This window comes from Streptomyces inusitatus (genome assembly GCF_014651115.1).
Taxonomy (GTDB): domain Bacteria; phylum Actinomycetota; class Actinomycetes; order Streptomycetales; family Streptomycetaceae; genus Streptomyces; species Streptomyces amakusaensis.
Map to the genome: position 1 here is coordinate 100,295 of NZ_BMWG01000025.1, position 14,115 is coordinate 114,409.

8 protein-coding genes are annotated in these 14,115 nt (G+C 73.0%); 4 read left to right on the forward strand and 4 right to left on the reverse strand.

From position 1 onward, the window contains the following. Window positions 1-111 precede the first annotated feature (111 nt). A complete protein-coding gene (locus IE247_RS28975) occupies window positions 112-1,548 on the reverse strand; it encodes an NsdA family TPR-like regulatory protein (RefSeq protein WP_190126272.1) in 1,437 nt (478 codons plus the stop codon). A 928-nt stretch (window positions 1,549-2,476) separates the two neighbouring features. Here IE247_RS28975 and IE247_RS28980 point away from each other — a divergent pair. Then, on the forward strand, window positions 2,477-4,603 hold the full coding sequence (locus tag IE247_RS28980; RefSeq protein ID WP_190126273.1) for an asparagine synthase-related protein: 2,127 nt from the start codon (window positions 2,477-2,479) through the stop codon (window positions 4,601-4,603). 37 nt (window positions 4,604-4,640) lie between these two features. Here the strand turns inward: IE247_RS28980 and IE247_RS28985 are convergent, their stop codons facing one another. Together IE247_RS28985 and IE247_RS28990 are read right to left on the reverse strand one after the other, a co-directional pair. After that, window positions 4,641-6,728 carry a sigma-70 family RNA polymerase sigma factor gene (locus IE247_RS28985; RefSeq protein WP_190126274.1) on the reverse strand — a complete coding sequence of 696 codons (2,088 nt, stop codon included), beginning with the start codon at window positions 6,726-6,728 and terminating at the stop codon, window positions 4,641-4,643. A gap of 254 nt (window positions 6,729-6,982) precedes the next feature. Beyond that, window positions 6,983-7,798, reverse strand: a complete 816-nt coding sequence (locus IE247_RS28990) for a TetR/AcrR family transcriptional regulator (RefSeq protein ID WP_190126275.1) — start codon at window positions 7,796-7,798, stop codon at window positions 6,983-6,985. A 429-nt stretch (window positions 7,799-8,227) separates the two neighbouring features. Here IE247_RS28990 and IE247_RS28995 point away from each other — a divergent pair, with 429 nt between their 5' ends. Together IE247_RS28995 and IE247_RS29000 are read left to right on the forward strand one after the other, a co-directional pair. Then, entirely contained in the window at window positions 8,228-9,652 is a 1,425-nt protein-coding gene (locus IE247_RS28995) for an NAD(P)/FAD-dependent oxidoreductase (RefSeq protein ID WP_229869420.1), read from the forward strand. Window positions 9,653-9,821: 169 nt separating this feature from the next. Beyond that, a complete protein-coding gene (locus IE247_RS29000; RefSeq protein WP_190126277.1) occupies window positions 9,822-11,588 on the forward strand; it encodes an ATP-binding SpoIIE family protein phosphatase in 1,767 nt (588 codons plus the stop codon). 28 nt (window positions 11,589-11,616) lie between these two features. Here the strand turns inward: IE247_RS29000 and IE247_RS29005 are convergent, their stop codons facing one another. Next, a complete protein-coding gene (locus tag IE247_RS29005) occupies window positions 11,617-12,897 on the reverse strand; it encodes an MFS transporter (RefSeq protein WP_229869415.1) in 1,281 nt (426 codons plus the stop codon). 133 nt (window positions 12,898-13,030) lie between these two features. On the opposite strand from IE247_RS29005, the gene IE247_RS29010 reads away from it, so the two are divergent. After that, entirely contained in the window at window positions 13,031-13,606 is a 576-nt protein-coding gene (locus tag IE247_RS29010) for a MarR family winged helix-turn-helix transcriptional regulator (protein ID WP_190126278.1), read from the forward strand. Window positions 13,607-14,115 lie beyond the last annotated feature (509 nt).

Here is a 14,115-nt window from a genome sequence, read left to right on the forward strand (position 1 = left end):
CACTGACAATGCCCCGGACGGGCCGCGCTCAAGCCGGGGAACCGCCGCCGTAGCCGCCGTAGCCGCCGGAGCCGGAGCCACCGGCCCCCCCGAGGCCCCCGGTCCCGCCCGCTACGCCGGGGCCATCAGCAGCGGCCGCGCCCGCTCCCGCAGCTCCGCGACCCTCGGCTCGTGCCCGTACGGCTCCAGCCGGTGCAGCAGATCCCGTACGTACTCCGTGGTCCGCGCCGAGGAGATCCGCCCGGCGACCTCCACCGCCCGGGTGCCCGCCGCGCAGGCCGCGTCCAGATTGCCCGACTCCAGCTCGGCGACGGCGCTGACCACCAGCCGCAGCCCGTGCGAGCGGACGAACTCCTCGGTGGGCCGCGACAGCGCCTGTTCGGTGAAGCGCCGCACCTGCCGGGGGGCCTTCAGATCGCGATAGCACTCGGCCGCGTCCGCGCAGAACCGGTCGTACGAGTAGAAACCCAGCCAGGTGGGGTCGCTGTCGCCGTCCCGGGAGCGCTCCAGCCAGGCCTCGGCGGCCTTCAGCGCCGCGCCGGCGGCCACCGCGTCGTTCGCCTTGGCGTGCGCCCGGGCCTCGACCAGCCGGAAGAAGCTCATCGTGCGGGCGGTGGCGAGGCCCCGGTTGCGTTCGAGCGCGGCCTGGGCGAGGTCGACGCCCTCGTCCGCGAAGCCCCGGTAGATCGACTGGAGCGACATCGACGCCAGCACATAGCCCCCGAGCGGGACGTCGGCCGCCGCGCGGGCGAGGCGCAGCGCCTGGATGTAGTACCGCTGGGCGGCCTCCTGCTGGCCGGTGTCGAAGGCCATCCACCCGGCCAGCCGGGTCAGCTCGGCGGTCGCCCCGAAGAGCGCGCGGCCCACTTCGTCGGAGTACGAGGAGAGCAGCAGCGGCGCGGCGTCCACCCGCAGGCACTCGGGCACCATCGAGGAACGCCAGTCCCCGCCGCCGTACTTGGAGTCCCAGCGGCGGGCGTCCTCGGCGGCCTCCCGCAGCTTGGCCACATCGCTGTGGCCCACCCGGGTGGGCGCGTCCTCGGGGGCGCTCTCCCCGGGCGGGAGGTCCGGCATCCGCTCGACCGAGGAGTCGGCGGGCGTTATCAGCCAGCGGGAGGCGGGGGTGGCGTACGCGCTCACCGCGAAGGAACCGGCGAGGGACTGCCAGATCCCGCCGCTCCCGGCCCGTCTGCCCGCCAGGTCCAGGCGGTACAGCTCGGTGGCCGACTTCACCGCCGCGCCCACGTCGCGCGGGAAGGCGAGTCCGACCTCGGGGGCCGGATCGGCGTCCGCGAGCCCGATCTCGTGCAGCGGTACGGGACGGCCGAGCTTGGCGCCGATCGCGGCGGCGATGAGATGCGGGGCGGCGCCCTGGGGGACCATGCCCTTCGACACCCACCGGGCCACGGAGGTCTTGTCATAACGGAGCGTCAGACCACGCTGCGCCCCGAGGTCGTTGACCCGCCGGGCGAGCCCGGCGTTGCTGATTCCCGCGAGGGCGAGAACGGTGCCGAGCTTTTCGTTCGGCCCGCGTTGCTCCCTGGACATGGCCCACCCCTCGACACGCAGACGGCCGCCGCGTCGCTGTCCGGAGCGCGGCATTCGTACTGAGTCCTCCCCGGCGGGCGGTCTCCGGCAGCCCCGGCGCGGTCCGGGTCGCACAAGCGGCCGGCCGGGCGTCGCGGAATATGCCCGTAGGTTCAGAACATCAGTAAACCCAGCGTAGTTCGCCGCATCCCGACCGTTAAGGGGCGGAGTTCCGTATGGCGGGATTGTTGTGCGCTGTGGGACGGCCCTCCCGGGCGGCCCGGCGCGGCCGTCCGGGGCGCGCCCTGGCTGAGCCCCGGCCGTGTGGCCGTGCGCCTGTCCGTGCGCTCTGTCCGGAGTGCGGGGGAGGGACTTCCATGAGTGCTGCGTGGGTCGGCCCACTGCGTACTGGAACCAGTGGGCTGGGGGACACCGCCGTCTTCAATCCCCGCGGGCGGCGGACCGGTCCGGGAGGCGGACCGCGCCTCCCGGACTGCTGTGCGCCCTTTTACGGGTGTCGGCCGGGGCCTGCCCGGTGGGTGGTTCGGTAGGTTCTGTGCTGCCCCGCGGCGGCCGGAGATTGGCCGGATCTCAACCATTGCCGTTGCGTGATTTGTTCCCAATGGGATCCGCGCGATCATTCCACTTCGCGTCCGGCCATCATCAAATCAGCCGCCCGTGAGGCCCGTTCGCTTTTTGCTCGTGCTACCCGGGCACATCTCCGCGCGCTTCCTTCGTGGCAGCATGTTCCCGAACGGGCGGGTGCGGCCCCGGCACCGGGGCCGGTCCACGCCCCCGGCGCGGGCGGAGCCTCCGCCCGCCCCCCGCCGGCCGAGTGTGACGCTTGTCCCGTGCGCCCGGCCGCGGCGCGCCCGCCCGCCGGGCGTAGCGTGCACCTCGACGGCCTGGCCCGCCGGCCAGGGTTTGTCCACAGCCTGTGGAGGCGGCGATGCGATGGTTGGTGGGATGGAGCAGTGTCGCCGCCCACTTCGGCTCGGCCGGAGCCGTGGGCGCGCCCGACGAGGGCCGCACCCTGCAACCCGTCGGCTCACAGCCGCTGTGGGGCGACCCCGACCCGCTCTGGGCGGTTGGCGACTGGCGTCCCGACGAGGTCCGCGTCGTCGCCCTCGACCCACCGGCCGGGCCCGCCGCGAGCACCCACCACACCACCCGGATGGCCGTCCTCGGCTGCTGCGCCGCGAGCGACGACGAACTGCGCGCCGGACTGCTCTCCGCGCGCGGCGGGGCACTGCGCCATCTGACCGCGTGGCCCGGCAGCTACACCGCCGTCGTCCAGTCCGGCCGGCGGATCACCGTCGTCGGCGACCTCGCCGGGGCCCGCCCCGTCTTCCACACCCCCTGGGCGAACGGCACCGCGTACGCCACCGCCGCCCTCCCCCTCGCCGACCTCATCGAGGCCCAGCTCGACATCGGACACCTCGCCGCCCTCCTCGCCTGCCCCGAGACCCCGGAGGCGCTGCGCGACTCCACCCCCTACGAAGGCGTCAGACGCGTCCCGCCCGGCCACGCGCTGATCCTCCGCGAGGGCTCCCGCGAGATCACCGGCTACGAGCAGGTCGCCTCCCTCGCCGTCGCCGGCCCCCGGATCGAGGCCGAACACGCGGTGGACGGCGTACGGGAGGCCCTGATCGAAGCGGTACGAGCCCGGCTCGACGCCCCCCGCCACGCCCCCGAGACCCTCCCCCAGGACCCGGGCCCGGTCCCCGGCATGGGCCCCGCCGACCGGCGCGCCCAGCGCGGCGCCCCCGCCCCCGGCATCGGCGCCGACCTCTCCGGAGGCAGCGCCTCCGGGACGCTGGCACTCCTCGCGGCCGGACTGCCGGGCCGGCCCGGCACCGTACTCGGCCACGGCACCGGCGCGGGGACACGCCTCCTCGCCGTCACCTACAACGACCTCACCGACGAAGCCCGCGAAGCCGAACTCGAACGGGCCCGCGCCCTCGCCGCCGACCCGCGCCTGCACCATGTCGTCGTCGCGGCGGGCGAGGAGGGCCTGCCCTACGCCGGACTGGGCAACGGGCCGCTCACCGACGAACCCGCGCCCTCCCTCGTCCTCGCCGAGCGCCACCGCTCCAGGCTGGCCTCCGGGAGCGCCGACCACTTCACCGGCGCGGGCGCGCGACAGGTCCTCGACGCCCACCCGGCGCGCCTCGCCGACCTCCTCCTCGACCGGCAGCGCCGCCATCTGCTGCGGCCCGCCGCCGCGCTGACCCGGGCCGAAGGGCCCTCCGCGCACTCCCTGTTCATCCCGCTCACCGTCTACCGGGCCGCCCGGCGGCTGGCCCGTACGCCGTACCGCACCGGCCTGGAGAGCGCGGCAGGACAGCTCCTCGAAGCCGGCCGCACCGAGACCCGCCACGACGACGGCCCACTGGGCGCGTCCCTGGCCGCCCTGGCCTGGTCCCGGCCGGGCCCGGCCGCGCGCTGGCTCACCGGCGAGGCACTCGCCGAGGTCTCGGCCCGCCTCACCGAAGCGGCGACCCGGCCGGTCCTGGTGCAGCGCCCCGGAGAGGCCAGGGCCCGTGCCGCGCTCGCCCGGCACGCCTTCGACCAGCGCATCCTGGAACAGGCCGCGGAGATCCGCAGCCAGCGCCTCCACGCGCCCTTCCTGGACAACCAGGTCGTACGCGCCTGCCGCGCCCTGCCCGAGTCCCTCCGGGTACGCCCCGGAGCGCGCGCGGAGATCCTCCGCACCGTCCTCGCGGGCGCGGGCGTCCATCAACTGCCCCCCGGCTGGGGCGCGTCCACCCACAACACCTCGGCCCTGGCCGCCCGCAAGGGGCTGCACGCGGCGCTGCCCCAGCTGATCGCCCTCTTCGACGCGCCCCTCCTGGCGGACGCGGGGCTGATCGAGGCCCGGGTGATCCGCAAGGCCCTCCGCGCGGCCTCCGAGGGCGAGCCGCTCCCGCTCGACGGCCTCGCCGACCTCGTCTCCACCGAACTGTGGCTGCGCCGTCTGCTCTCCCGCCGAGGCACCTGCTGGACCGGCACGGCCGCTCCCCGCCAGCGCGCCGTCCCCACCGGAGTGCCCCCGCGCCCCTCCCTGAGGCCCTGAGGTCCGAGCCCCTGAGGCACCAGGGGGGTCACCCCGGTCAGACGCAGCTGATCCGGGAGTTCGCCCATCCCGCGAGCGCGACCGCGTCGAACGGCGTCTGGGGCTCCACCACCAGCCGGATCGTCTCGTGCCCCCCGATCGGGACATGCACCGGCACTCCGGCCTGGCCGCCCCGCAGCACCGGCGACTTCCACAGCCGCTCGCCGTCCCCGTACACCGAGAACCGCACGGACCCCAGCCCCATCGTCAGATCGTCCACCCCGACCACGGCGTCATAGCCGGAGCACGTCCGGTTGAGGTCGATCGCGACGGACGAGGAGGCGTGCACGGTCACCCCGTGCGCGTACCGCTCGCCGCCGATCAGCAGCCCCGTCCGCTGCCAGAGCCAGCTGCTCTCGGCGAGCCGCACCTCGGGCCCGGTGTGGTCGCCGAAGACGCTGTACTGCAAACGGTTGACCTGGTAGACCTTCGGCTTCGGGCTCGGTTTCGGCTTCGGCGCGGACGGCGAGGGAGTGGGGCTCGGCCTCGGAGTGGGCGTGGCCCGAGTCGGACTCGGGCTGGGGCTCGGTTTCGGCTTCGGCGCGGGCGGCTCGGGCGCGGGCGTGGACGGGGTGGGCGTCGGCCGGGCGGGCACCGGCTTCGCCGGGGCGGGCGCGGAGGTCGCGGAGGTCGCGGGCCTCGGGCTCGGCCGCTCCGGCGGCGCGGGCCTGGGCGGTACGGTCCTGGGGGAGGGCGTCGGATCCACCGGGGCGACGGACCGCACGGCGGGCGGCTCGGCCACCGGCTCCGGGTCACGCTTGTCGTTGGACAGCGCCCACACCAGCCCGGCCGTCGCGGCGACCGCCAGCAGCGCGGCGATGCCTGCCTTGGCCGGAGCCCCCAGCCCCTCGGACGCGGCGGCCCCGCCGACCGCCCCCGCCGAGCCGCCGCCGGTGGCGGCAGCGGCGGCTCCCGCTCCCGCCGCCCCGGCCGCGCCCCCGGCGACGATCCCGGCGGCCTTGACCGAATACCCGGCGGCGAACCAGCCGATGACCGCGACCGGCAGCAGCGCGGGGATCCCCGAGTTCACATGCGCCAGCTCGCCCGCCGCCAGCCGGCACTTGGCGCACTCCTCCAGATGCTTGCGCAGACCCAGTTCGGCCCGCATCCGCAGCCCGCCGCGCGCATAGGCCCCCAGCCGGTCGGCATAGCGGGCGCAGTCCCCGCCGGAGGTCAGCGCCGAACTCACATGCGCCTGGAGATAGGCCTGTTTCAGCCCCTCGCGCGCCCGGCCGGCCAGCACCGCCGTGGCATTGGCGGTCAGCCCGAAGAGCGGCGCGATCTCGCTGGGCGACTCCTCCTCCACGGTGGTGTGCCAGAGCACCGCCTGCCAGCGCTCCGGCAGCGACCGGAACGCCCTCAGCGCCAGGGACTGTTCGGCCTCGTGCATCGCCCGGACGTCCGCGCCCAGATCGAGCGTCTTGTCCGCCGTGGCGTCCGTGCCGCGGGCGGCGTCGGCGGCGAACACCGCGAAGTCGTCGACCAACTGCTCCCGCTTGGCGGTCTTCGTCCAGGTCGCGGCCACCCGCCGGACCGTGGTGAGCAGATACGCCCGCACCGCGTGCTCGGGCCCCGCGCCGCCGCGCACCGCCTGGAGCGTCCGCGCGAAGACCTCGGCCGTCAGATCGTCGGCGGTGTGCGCGTCCCGGCAGCAGGTGCGCGCATAGCGGCGCACCGCGTCGGAGTGCCGCCGGAACAGCTCCGCGTAGGCGCTGTCGTCACCGCCCCGCATCCGCTGGATCAGCTCCGCGTCGGACTGCGGCAGCTCACGCGGCGGCGGCAGCAGCGAATCGGACCTCGCGCCCCCGCCCTCGCGCTGCGGCGGCACGGAGGCGTCCCTCGGAACGGCCCCTGAGCCGGGAGCGGCGGCACCGAACGCCGAAGAGTCGTCCGCCCGAGTGCCGTCCATGCCCTGACCGGGCACGGTACGACCGGCGGCCCCCCGCCCGGGAACACCGACAGCGCCCTGCTCCGGCACCTGCGGCGCGGACCCGCCGCCGGACCCGGTGCCGGTGCCGTTCGGGCCGTCCGTACCGCCGGATCCGCCGACCGATTCGTCCTGTGCGTCCCGCCCGTCACCGCTCATCGCGGAAGCCCTCATTCATCGCGGAAGCCGCCGTCAGCACCTCAGACCCGAACACCGGGCAAGCGTGCCACACGGCAACTGCGCTCCGACCCCCCAGCCGTGTCAACCACTCATCCGGGGAGAACTGACCGAATCCGCGCCCGATCGAGAGTTTCCCGGAGGAAAATTCAGCCATTTGTCCGGCGGAAGGCCATGAGCCGAGGACCCCGGCGACGGGTGCGGCCCAGTTGGGCCCGCACCCGGCCGGAAGCCGGTCACAGCCCTCTCGGGCGCAACCCCTCAAGCAGAATCTCCAGCAGCCGGGCCGACGCGGCGGCCTGCTGCGCCGCATCCGGCAGCGAGGGCGCCGCCGTCGCTATCACCAGCAGCACATCGGCCACGGTCACATCGCCCCGCAGCTCACCCGCCGCCCGCGCCCGGTCGACCAACTGCCCGACGACCTCCAGCAGCACCCCGGCGCCCGCGTCGTCCTGCTCGTCGCCCGGCACCTGACGCTGCCCGACGACCCGCAGATCCGGCTGCGCACCCCCCAGGGGCGCACTCGACCGCTGATGCGGCACCCGGGTCTCCTCCCGCGCCGCCGACGACCCCGGAGCCTCGTCCGGATCGACGCCCACCCGCAGCACCTGCGGCGGCAGCAGCCGGCCCGCGCCCGAGGCCACCGAGGTCCGCAGGAACCGGGCCAGCGCCGACCACGGCTCCTCCTCCTGCCCCAGAGCCGTACGCGCCTGCTCCGTCAGCCGGGAGGTCTCCTCCTCGGCTATTCGGCGCACCAGCACATCCTTGCTCGGGAAACGGCGGTACACCGTCCCGACGCCGACCCTGGCCCGGCGCGCCACATCCTCCATCGGCGCGCCGTAACCCAGCTCGCCGAACACCTCACGGGCGGCCCGCAGCACATGCTCCAGATTGCGCTGGGCGTCCACCCTCAGCGGCGCCGAACGGCCGGCGGCACCCGATCCCGCCCGGCCGCCCGCGCCCGCTCCCTCGCCGCCCTGATGACCGCCCTGAACCTGGGTGTCCGCGGTCGTCGGAACGGCAGCCTGCCAATGCGAATCCTGAATGGTCATACGTGTTCCCCCGGTCACTGAGTCTCCCCCCGGAGACCTCCCCCGCCTGGTCCGCCGGGCGTGCCTTGACCAAGCACCCCGACGAAGTACGAACATAGTTGAGCGGGGGTCAATTCAGAAGGGGGTAGTTCCGCACGGAGCGCCCCCCGATCGGAGCAAGGACCGGAAGGCTCCCGTTTACGCCCCCCAGCGCCCCCCTTCACGTAACCCCTGACCTGCACACCTTCCCTTTCCGCCGGCAGTACCCCGGCGCACGGCGGCACAAAGCCTCCGGTCACACAATTTGCCGGGGCTGTGGACAAACGCCTGGGACCGTTGCGTCATGGGAAGGTGAAGGCAGCAGACTCCCGGGGCCAGACCCCCGGCACCCCACCGACCGCGCGCACCGCCGGCACGCGGATTCTCGTCCTCGGTGGCGGCTATGTCGGGATGTATTCGGCGCTCCACCTCCAGCGCAGGCTGAGACGGGAGCTGGGCAGCGGTGAGACGGAGATCCTGGTCGTCTCGCCCGACCCCTATATGACGTATCAGCCCTTCCTCCCCGAGGCCGCCGCCGGATCCATCGCCCCGGCGCATGTGGTGGTCCCGCTCCGGCGTGTTCTCGGCAGATGCAAAATCCTCATCGGCGAGGCCACCTCCGTCGACCACGCCAAGCGCACGGCGACGGTGACCACTCTCGCCACCGCGGACGAGGGGACGGGCGCAATCGAATTGGCGTACGACGAACTCATCATCGCGCCGGGTTCCGTCTCCCGCACCCTCCCCATTCCGGGCCTTGCCGAGTACGCCATCGGCTTCAAGACCGTCGAAGAAGCCATCGGGCTGCGCAATCACGTCATCGAACAGATGGACATCGCCTCCTCCACCCGCGATCCCGCGATCCGCGACGCCGCCCTCACCTTCGTCTTCGTCGGCGGCGGCTACGCGGGCGTCGAGGCACTCGCCGAACTGGAGGACATGGCCCGCTACACCGCCCGCTACTACCACAACATCAAGCCGGCGGACCTGAAATGGATCCTCGTGGAGGCCAGCGACCGCATCCTCCCCGAGGTCGGCGAGGAGATGGGCAAGTACGCCATCCGGGAACTGCGCTCCCGCAACATCGACGTACGCCTCACCACCCGGCTGGAGTCCTGCGAAGGCCGCGTCGCCGTGCTCGACGACGGCAGCCGCTTCCCCACCAGGACCGTCGTCTGGACCGCGGGGGTCAAACCCGCCCCGGTCCTCGCCGCCACGGACCTCCCCCGCAACGACCGCGGCAGAATCCGCTGCACCGCCCACCTCACCGTCGTCGGCACCGAACACGTCTGGGCCGCCGGGGACGCCGCCGCCGTCCCGGACATCACCTCCGACACCCCGGGCGCGGAGTGCGCCCCCAACGCCCAGCACGCCGTACGCCAGGCCAAAGTCCTCGCCGCCAACGTCGCCGCCGCACTGCGCGGCCGGCCGCTCCAGGAGTACGCCCACGCCTACGTCGGCTCGGTGGCCTCCCTCGGCCTGCACCGGGGCGTCGCCCATGTCTACGGACGCAAGCTCAAGGGCTACCCCGCCTGGCTGATGCACCGCGTCTACCACCTCAGCAGGATGCCCACCCTCAACCGGAAGGCGCGCGTCCTGGCAGAGTGGACCCTCGCCGGACTCTTCAAACGGGAGATCGTCTCTCTCGGCTCGCTGGAACACCCGCGCGCCGAATTCGAGAGCGCGGCCACCGGCGGCCCCCGGCACACCACACCGCCACCGGGCACCCCGCCGCCCCCGGACCCACCACGGTCCGGACCGGCGGACACGCCGAAGCCCCCACCGCCGGACACCCCGGAACCGGGCCCGGACGACAGCCGTCCCACCGGCGGCTGACCACCCGGCACAGGGCCTGACGGCAACCCCCGAAGGGCCTGACGGACCCCCGGCCGACACCGACTGTCAGTACGCTCGGTCACACTGGTCGTGTGACCATAGGTGGGCTCACATTTGCACAGAGTGACCCTTGTGACCCTTGGCGACAACCATTGAGGCTAGAAAGTCAGTGAACTTCACGCGTTGGAGCGCAAGGCTCCCCGGTACGCAGCGCCGCGCCGCGGCGCGAAGGGCCGACCGCGGGATCTCCACCGCGCCTCCCCGACCGGACCGCCGGGAAGACGGCGGACGGGAGGGCCGGGGAGAGGGATCGGTCCCGGCGGCCCGCGGCGACACCGCCGAAGCGGACCCGGCCGCCCCGGCCCGCGCCGACACCGCCCACGAAGGCCCCCGCCCGAGCGGCGAGCGGCCCTCCGGCCGCCTCCCCGCCGCACCCCCGGTCGAGGACTTCCCGATCGCCGAGATCCTCGGCCGGCTCCCCGCCCTGGTCGCCGTCGCCTACGGCGCCGAACACCGCATCGCCTACGTCAACGACGCCTACACCACCGCCTTCGGCCCCCGCCCGATCGGCAGCCGCGCCGCCGACACCTGCCCCGAGCTGGCCGAGCTGGGCCTGCCCCCGCTCATGGACCAGGTCCTGCGCGGCGGCACCTCACGCACCGTGAAGTCCCGCAAAGTCGCCGCGGGAGGCTCGTACACCGCCACCTGCCTGCCCGTGGAGATCCCCGGCACCGGCGGCGGAGTGCTGGTCTTCGCCACCGACGTCACCGGCCACGCCGAATCCGCCGACCGGCTGCGCGCCAGCGAGCGCCGCCAGCGCGAGATGGCCGTCACCCTCCAGCGCTCCCTGCTCCCCCAGGAACTCGAACAACCCGACGACCTGCGCATCGCCGCCACCTACCAGCCCGGCAGCGAGGACGCCGCGGTCGGCGGCGACTGGTACGACGTGATCACCCTCGGAGCCGGCCGCACCGCCCTGGTCATCGGCGACGTCATGGGCCGGGGCGTGCGCGCCGCCGCCGTCATGGGCCAGCTCCGCACCGCCGTCCGCGCCTACGCCCGGCTCGACCTCCCGCCCCACGAGGTCCTCCAGCTCCTCGACGGACTGGCCGCCGAGATCGACGCCAGCCAGATCGCCACCTGCGTCTACGCCGTCCACGACCCCAACGAGGGCCGCCTCGTCTACGCCTCCGCCGGACACCTCCCCATCCTCGTCCGCGACGAGGACGGCACCGTCCGCCGCGCCGCCGACCCCACCGGCCCGCCGCTCGGCACCGGCGGCTGGCTCCACAGCTCGGGCTCCATCGCCCTGCCGCCCGGCTCCAGCGCTGTCCTCTATACAGACGGACTCGTCGAACGCCGGGGCGAGGACATCGACGAAGGCGTCGCCTCCCTGGAGCGCGCCCTCTCCGGAGCCGACGGCACCCCGCAGGTCGTCTGCGACCGGCTCATCCGCTCCCAGGGAGTCACCGCCGACCACGACGACGACGTCGCCGTCCTCGTCGTCCAGCACCCCTCCCGCACCGGACCCTCCGCCGAGCTCTTCCACAACGCGGCACTCGACCTCCTCGGCGGCACCGAGGCCGCACCGCGCGCCCGCGCCTTCGCCTCCGGAGTCATGGCCTCCTGGCGGTTCTCCCCCGAGCTCCACGACCTCGGCGTACTGGCCACCAGCGAACTGGTCGCCAACTCCCTCCAGCACGGCACCCCGCCCATGCGCCTCAGACTCCGCCGCACCGACCGCCGCCTGATCATCGAAGTCACCGACGGCGACGACCACCTGCCACGCCGCCGCCGCGCCGAAACAGAGGACGAGGCGGGCCGCGGGATCTCCATCATCGCGACGATCGCCTCGTCCTGGGGCAGCCGCCGCACCCCCGGCGGCGGCAAAGCCGTCTGGTGCGAGTTCGCCCTCCCCACCCGGGACAAGACCTAGACTCTGCCCCTGGGTCCTGCCACACGGGTCAGGCCGCGGCCTCCACCTGCTCGGCCGGCCTGTGCTGCGCCACCACCCGCGAGCTGACCGCCAAATACGGCTGATTCTGTACGGGGGTGAGCTGCCGCCCCAGCCGGATCGCCAGCACGGTGATACCGAGCGAGAACAGCACGAACGTCACGATGTACGGGCCGTGCAGCGCGGCCCCCATCGGACCGCCGATGGCCGGGCCGAGCGCCAGCGCGAGCTGCTTCACCAGGGCGAAAGCCGAGTTGTACTGACCGACCATCGACTCCGGCGCCAGATCGGCGACCATCGGCGCGACGGTCGGCGCGAGCATCGCCTCACCGAGACCGAAGAGCGCGTACGTGGAGATGAAGGCCGCCGTGGCCATGGCCTGACTGCTCGACCCCAGGCCCGCGTACCCCGCCAGCAGCCAGGCGACGGCCCAGATCAGGCCAACCGCCGCGATCATGCGGCTGCGCTTGCGGCGCTCCACGAACTTCAGCACCACGAACTGCGCGAGCACGATCACCGCGGTGTTGGCGGCCAGCGCCGTACCCAGCGTGGACGGCTCGATTCCGGCCGCCTCGGTGCCATAAGCGGCCAACCCCGACTCGAACTGTCCGTAGCAGGCGAAGAAGAGGACGAAGCCGAGCACACAGAGCTGGACCATCGCCTTGTGCCCGAGCAGCACCCGCATCCCGCCCTTGGCCCCGGACCGCGCGGCCTGGGGCTGCTGAAGGGAGGCGGGGCGCGGCAGCCGGACGGTGAGCGCGATCCCGGCGAGCACCAGGAACATCACGGCCTCGATGCCGAAGAGCAGGGTGAAGCTCTCGGGCCGGCTCTTGTCGACGATCTGCCCGCCGATCAGCCCGCCGAGGCCGAGCCCCAGGTTCTGCAGAAAGAACTGCATGGCGAAGGCACGGGTACGCCCCGTCGCGTCGGTGCACCAGACCAGCATCGTGGCCAGCGCCGGCTGCATCACCGCTGTTCCGGCACCCAGCAGCGCGGCCGAGGCCACCACGGCCGGCACGCCCTCGGCCAGACCGATGGAGACGGCGCCCGCCGAGGCGAGCACTGCCGCCCCCACCAGCACGGGCAGCGGCCCGCGCCGGTCGATGACCCGCCCGGTGAAGGGGAGAGCGACGAGTGCGGCCATGGCGAAGACCGCGAGAACGGCCCCGGCCGTCGTCGCGCCCAGATCCCGTACCTGCGCCACATAGACGTAGAGATACGGGACCGTGAAACCGAGTCCGAACGCGCTCAGCGCGCTCCCTGCCTGGATCCGGCGCATCGCTGCACCCATCACCTTGCTCACACTCACCTGCCTCAGAGATCGAAAGGAGTGAAGCCTCAAGACTTCAACAGTAAAGTTCGAGGCTTAACAGTACACATCGAAGGACTTCAATGCCAATGTGTGTCGTGCGATACTGCGCCGTATGCCTAACGCGAGCCCCGAGGGCCCAGCAGTGACGGGCCCGGCCATCCAGGAGCCGTCCCTCGACGAGCAGATCGCTGCGTACCAGCGCGAGTACGGAGACCTCGATCCGCAGGTCGAGAAGGTGGTCTCGGCGCTCGGCCGGCTCAACCGCCGGATGAACGTCGGCTACGGCCGCCAGCTCGCCACCCTCGGCATCACCAACGCCGAGTGGGAGGTCCTCAAGACCCTCGTCCTCGCGGGAGCCCCCTATCGGATGGGCCCCGGCGAGCTGGCGAAGCGACTGGGCCTCACCCCGGCCGCGATGACCCACCGGATCGACCGCATGGCCGGCGAGGGCCTGGTCACCCGGGACCGCGACGAGAGCAACCGCGTCCGCGTGATCGTGGAGCTGACGGACGAGGGCCGTACGAAGTGGCTTGAGGCGATGCGGATGGCCTCCGACTTCGAGGGCGACCTGCTCCAGGACCTCTCGGCCGACGAGCGCGGAGTCCTCGGCGAGCTCCTCATCCGCGTACTGCGCCGGGTGGAGGACGCCCAGCCCGACGCGGGCGGCCGGCTCAGCGACCTGGACTGACGGCCCGGGCCGGGGCCTCATCCCCTGAGAAAGGCCCTGGACCAGGGCCTTTCCAAGAGGCGCCGGGTGAAGTTGACACGCACTTCACCGGTCCGTAAGGTTCTCCGAGTTGTCACGGGGCCGGAACGGTTCTGCGACAGCCACTCCCGCCGCATCTGCGGCAATCAAACTCAGCACGATCTCCCAGTCGGGATGGATTTCGGCACGCCGAAATCCGATGGACAGACTCGATTATGAGTCGCCCGGGAAATCCGCTAGAGTTTGAAACGTCGGAACGGCCCAACAGCCGGAAAGACAACCCGATTTCGACCGGGAGTCAGGCCCGAAAGGATCTGATAGAGTCGGAGCAGCCGAAAGGCAAAAGGCCGGTCCAACTGGCCGCTGGATCTGAAAATCCAAACCGGAAACGGAATGGGAAAAGGATCTGGTAGAGTTGGAAACGCAAGACCGAAGGGAAAGCCCGGAGGGCCTGGTGAAAAGGGCCTGAAGGAAGCGTCCGTTCCTTGAGA

Coding starts and splice junctions, on each gene's coding strand:
- IE247_RS28975 (WP_190126272.1), bottom strand. CDS start 1,548: ATGTCCAGGGAGCAACGCGGGCCGAACGAAAAGCTCGGCACCGTTCTC.
- IE247_RS29010 (WP_190126278.1), top strand. CDS start 13,031: ATGCCTAACGCGAGCCCCGAGGGCCCAGCAGTGACGGGCCCGGCCATC.
- IE247_RS29005 (WP_229869415.1), bottom strand. CDS start 12,897: ATGGGTGCAGCGATGCGCCGGATCCAGGCAGGGAGCGCGCTGAGCGCG.
- IE247_RS28985 (WP_190126274.1), bottom strand. CDS start 6,728: ATGAGCGGTGACGGGCGGGACGCACAGGACGAATCGGTCGGCGGATCC.
- IE247_RS28995 (WP_229869420.1), top strand. CDS start 8,228: ATGTATTCGGCGCTCCACCTCCAGCGCAGGCTGAGACGGGAGCTGGGC.
- IE247_RS28990 (WP_190126275.1), bottom strand. CDS start 7,798: ATGACCATTCAGGATTCGCATTGGCAGGCTGCCGTTCCGACGACCGCG.
- IE247_RS28980 (WP_190126273.1), top strand. CDS start 2,477: ATGCGATGGTTGGTGGGATGGAGCAGTGTCGCCGCCCACTTCGGCTCG.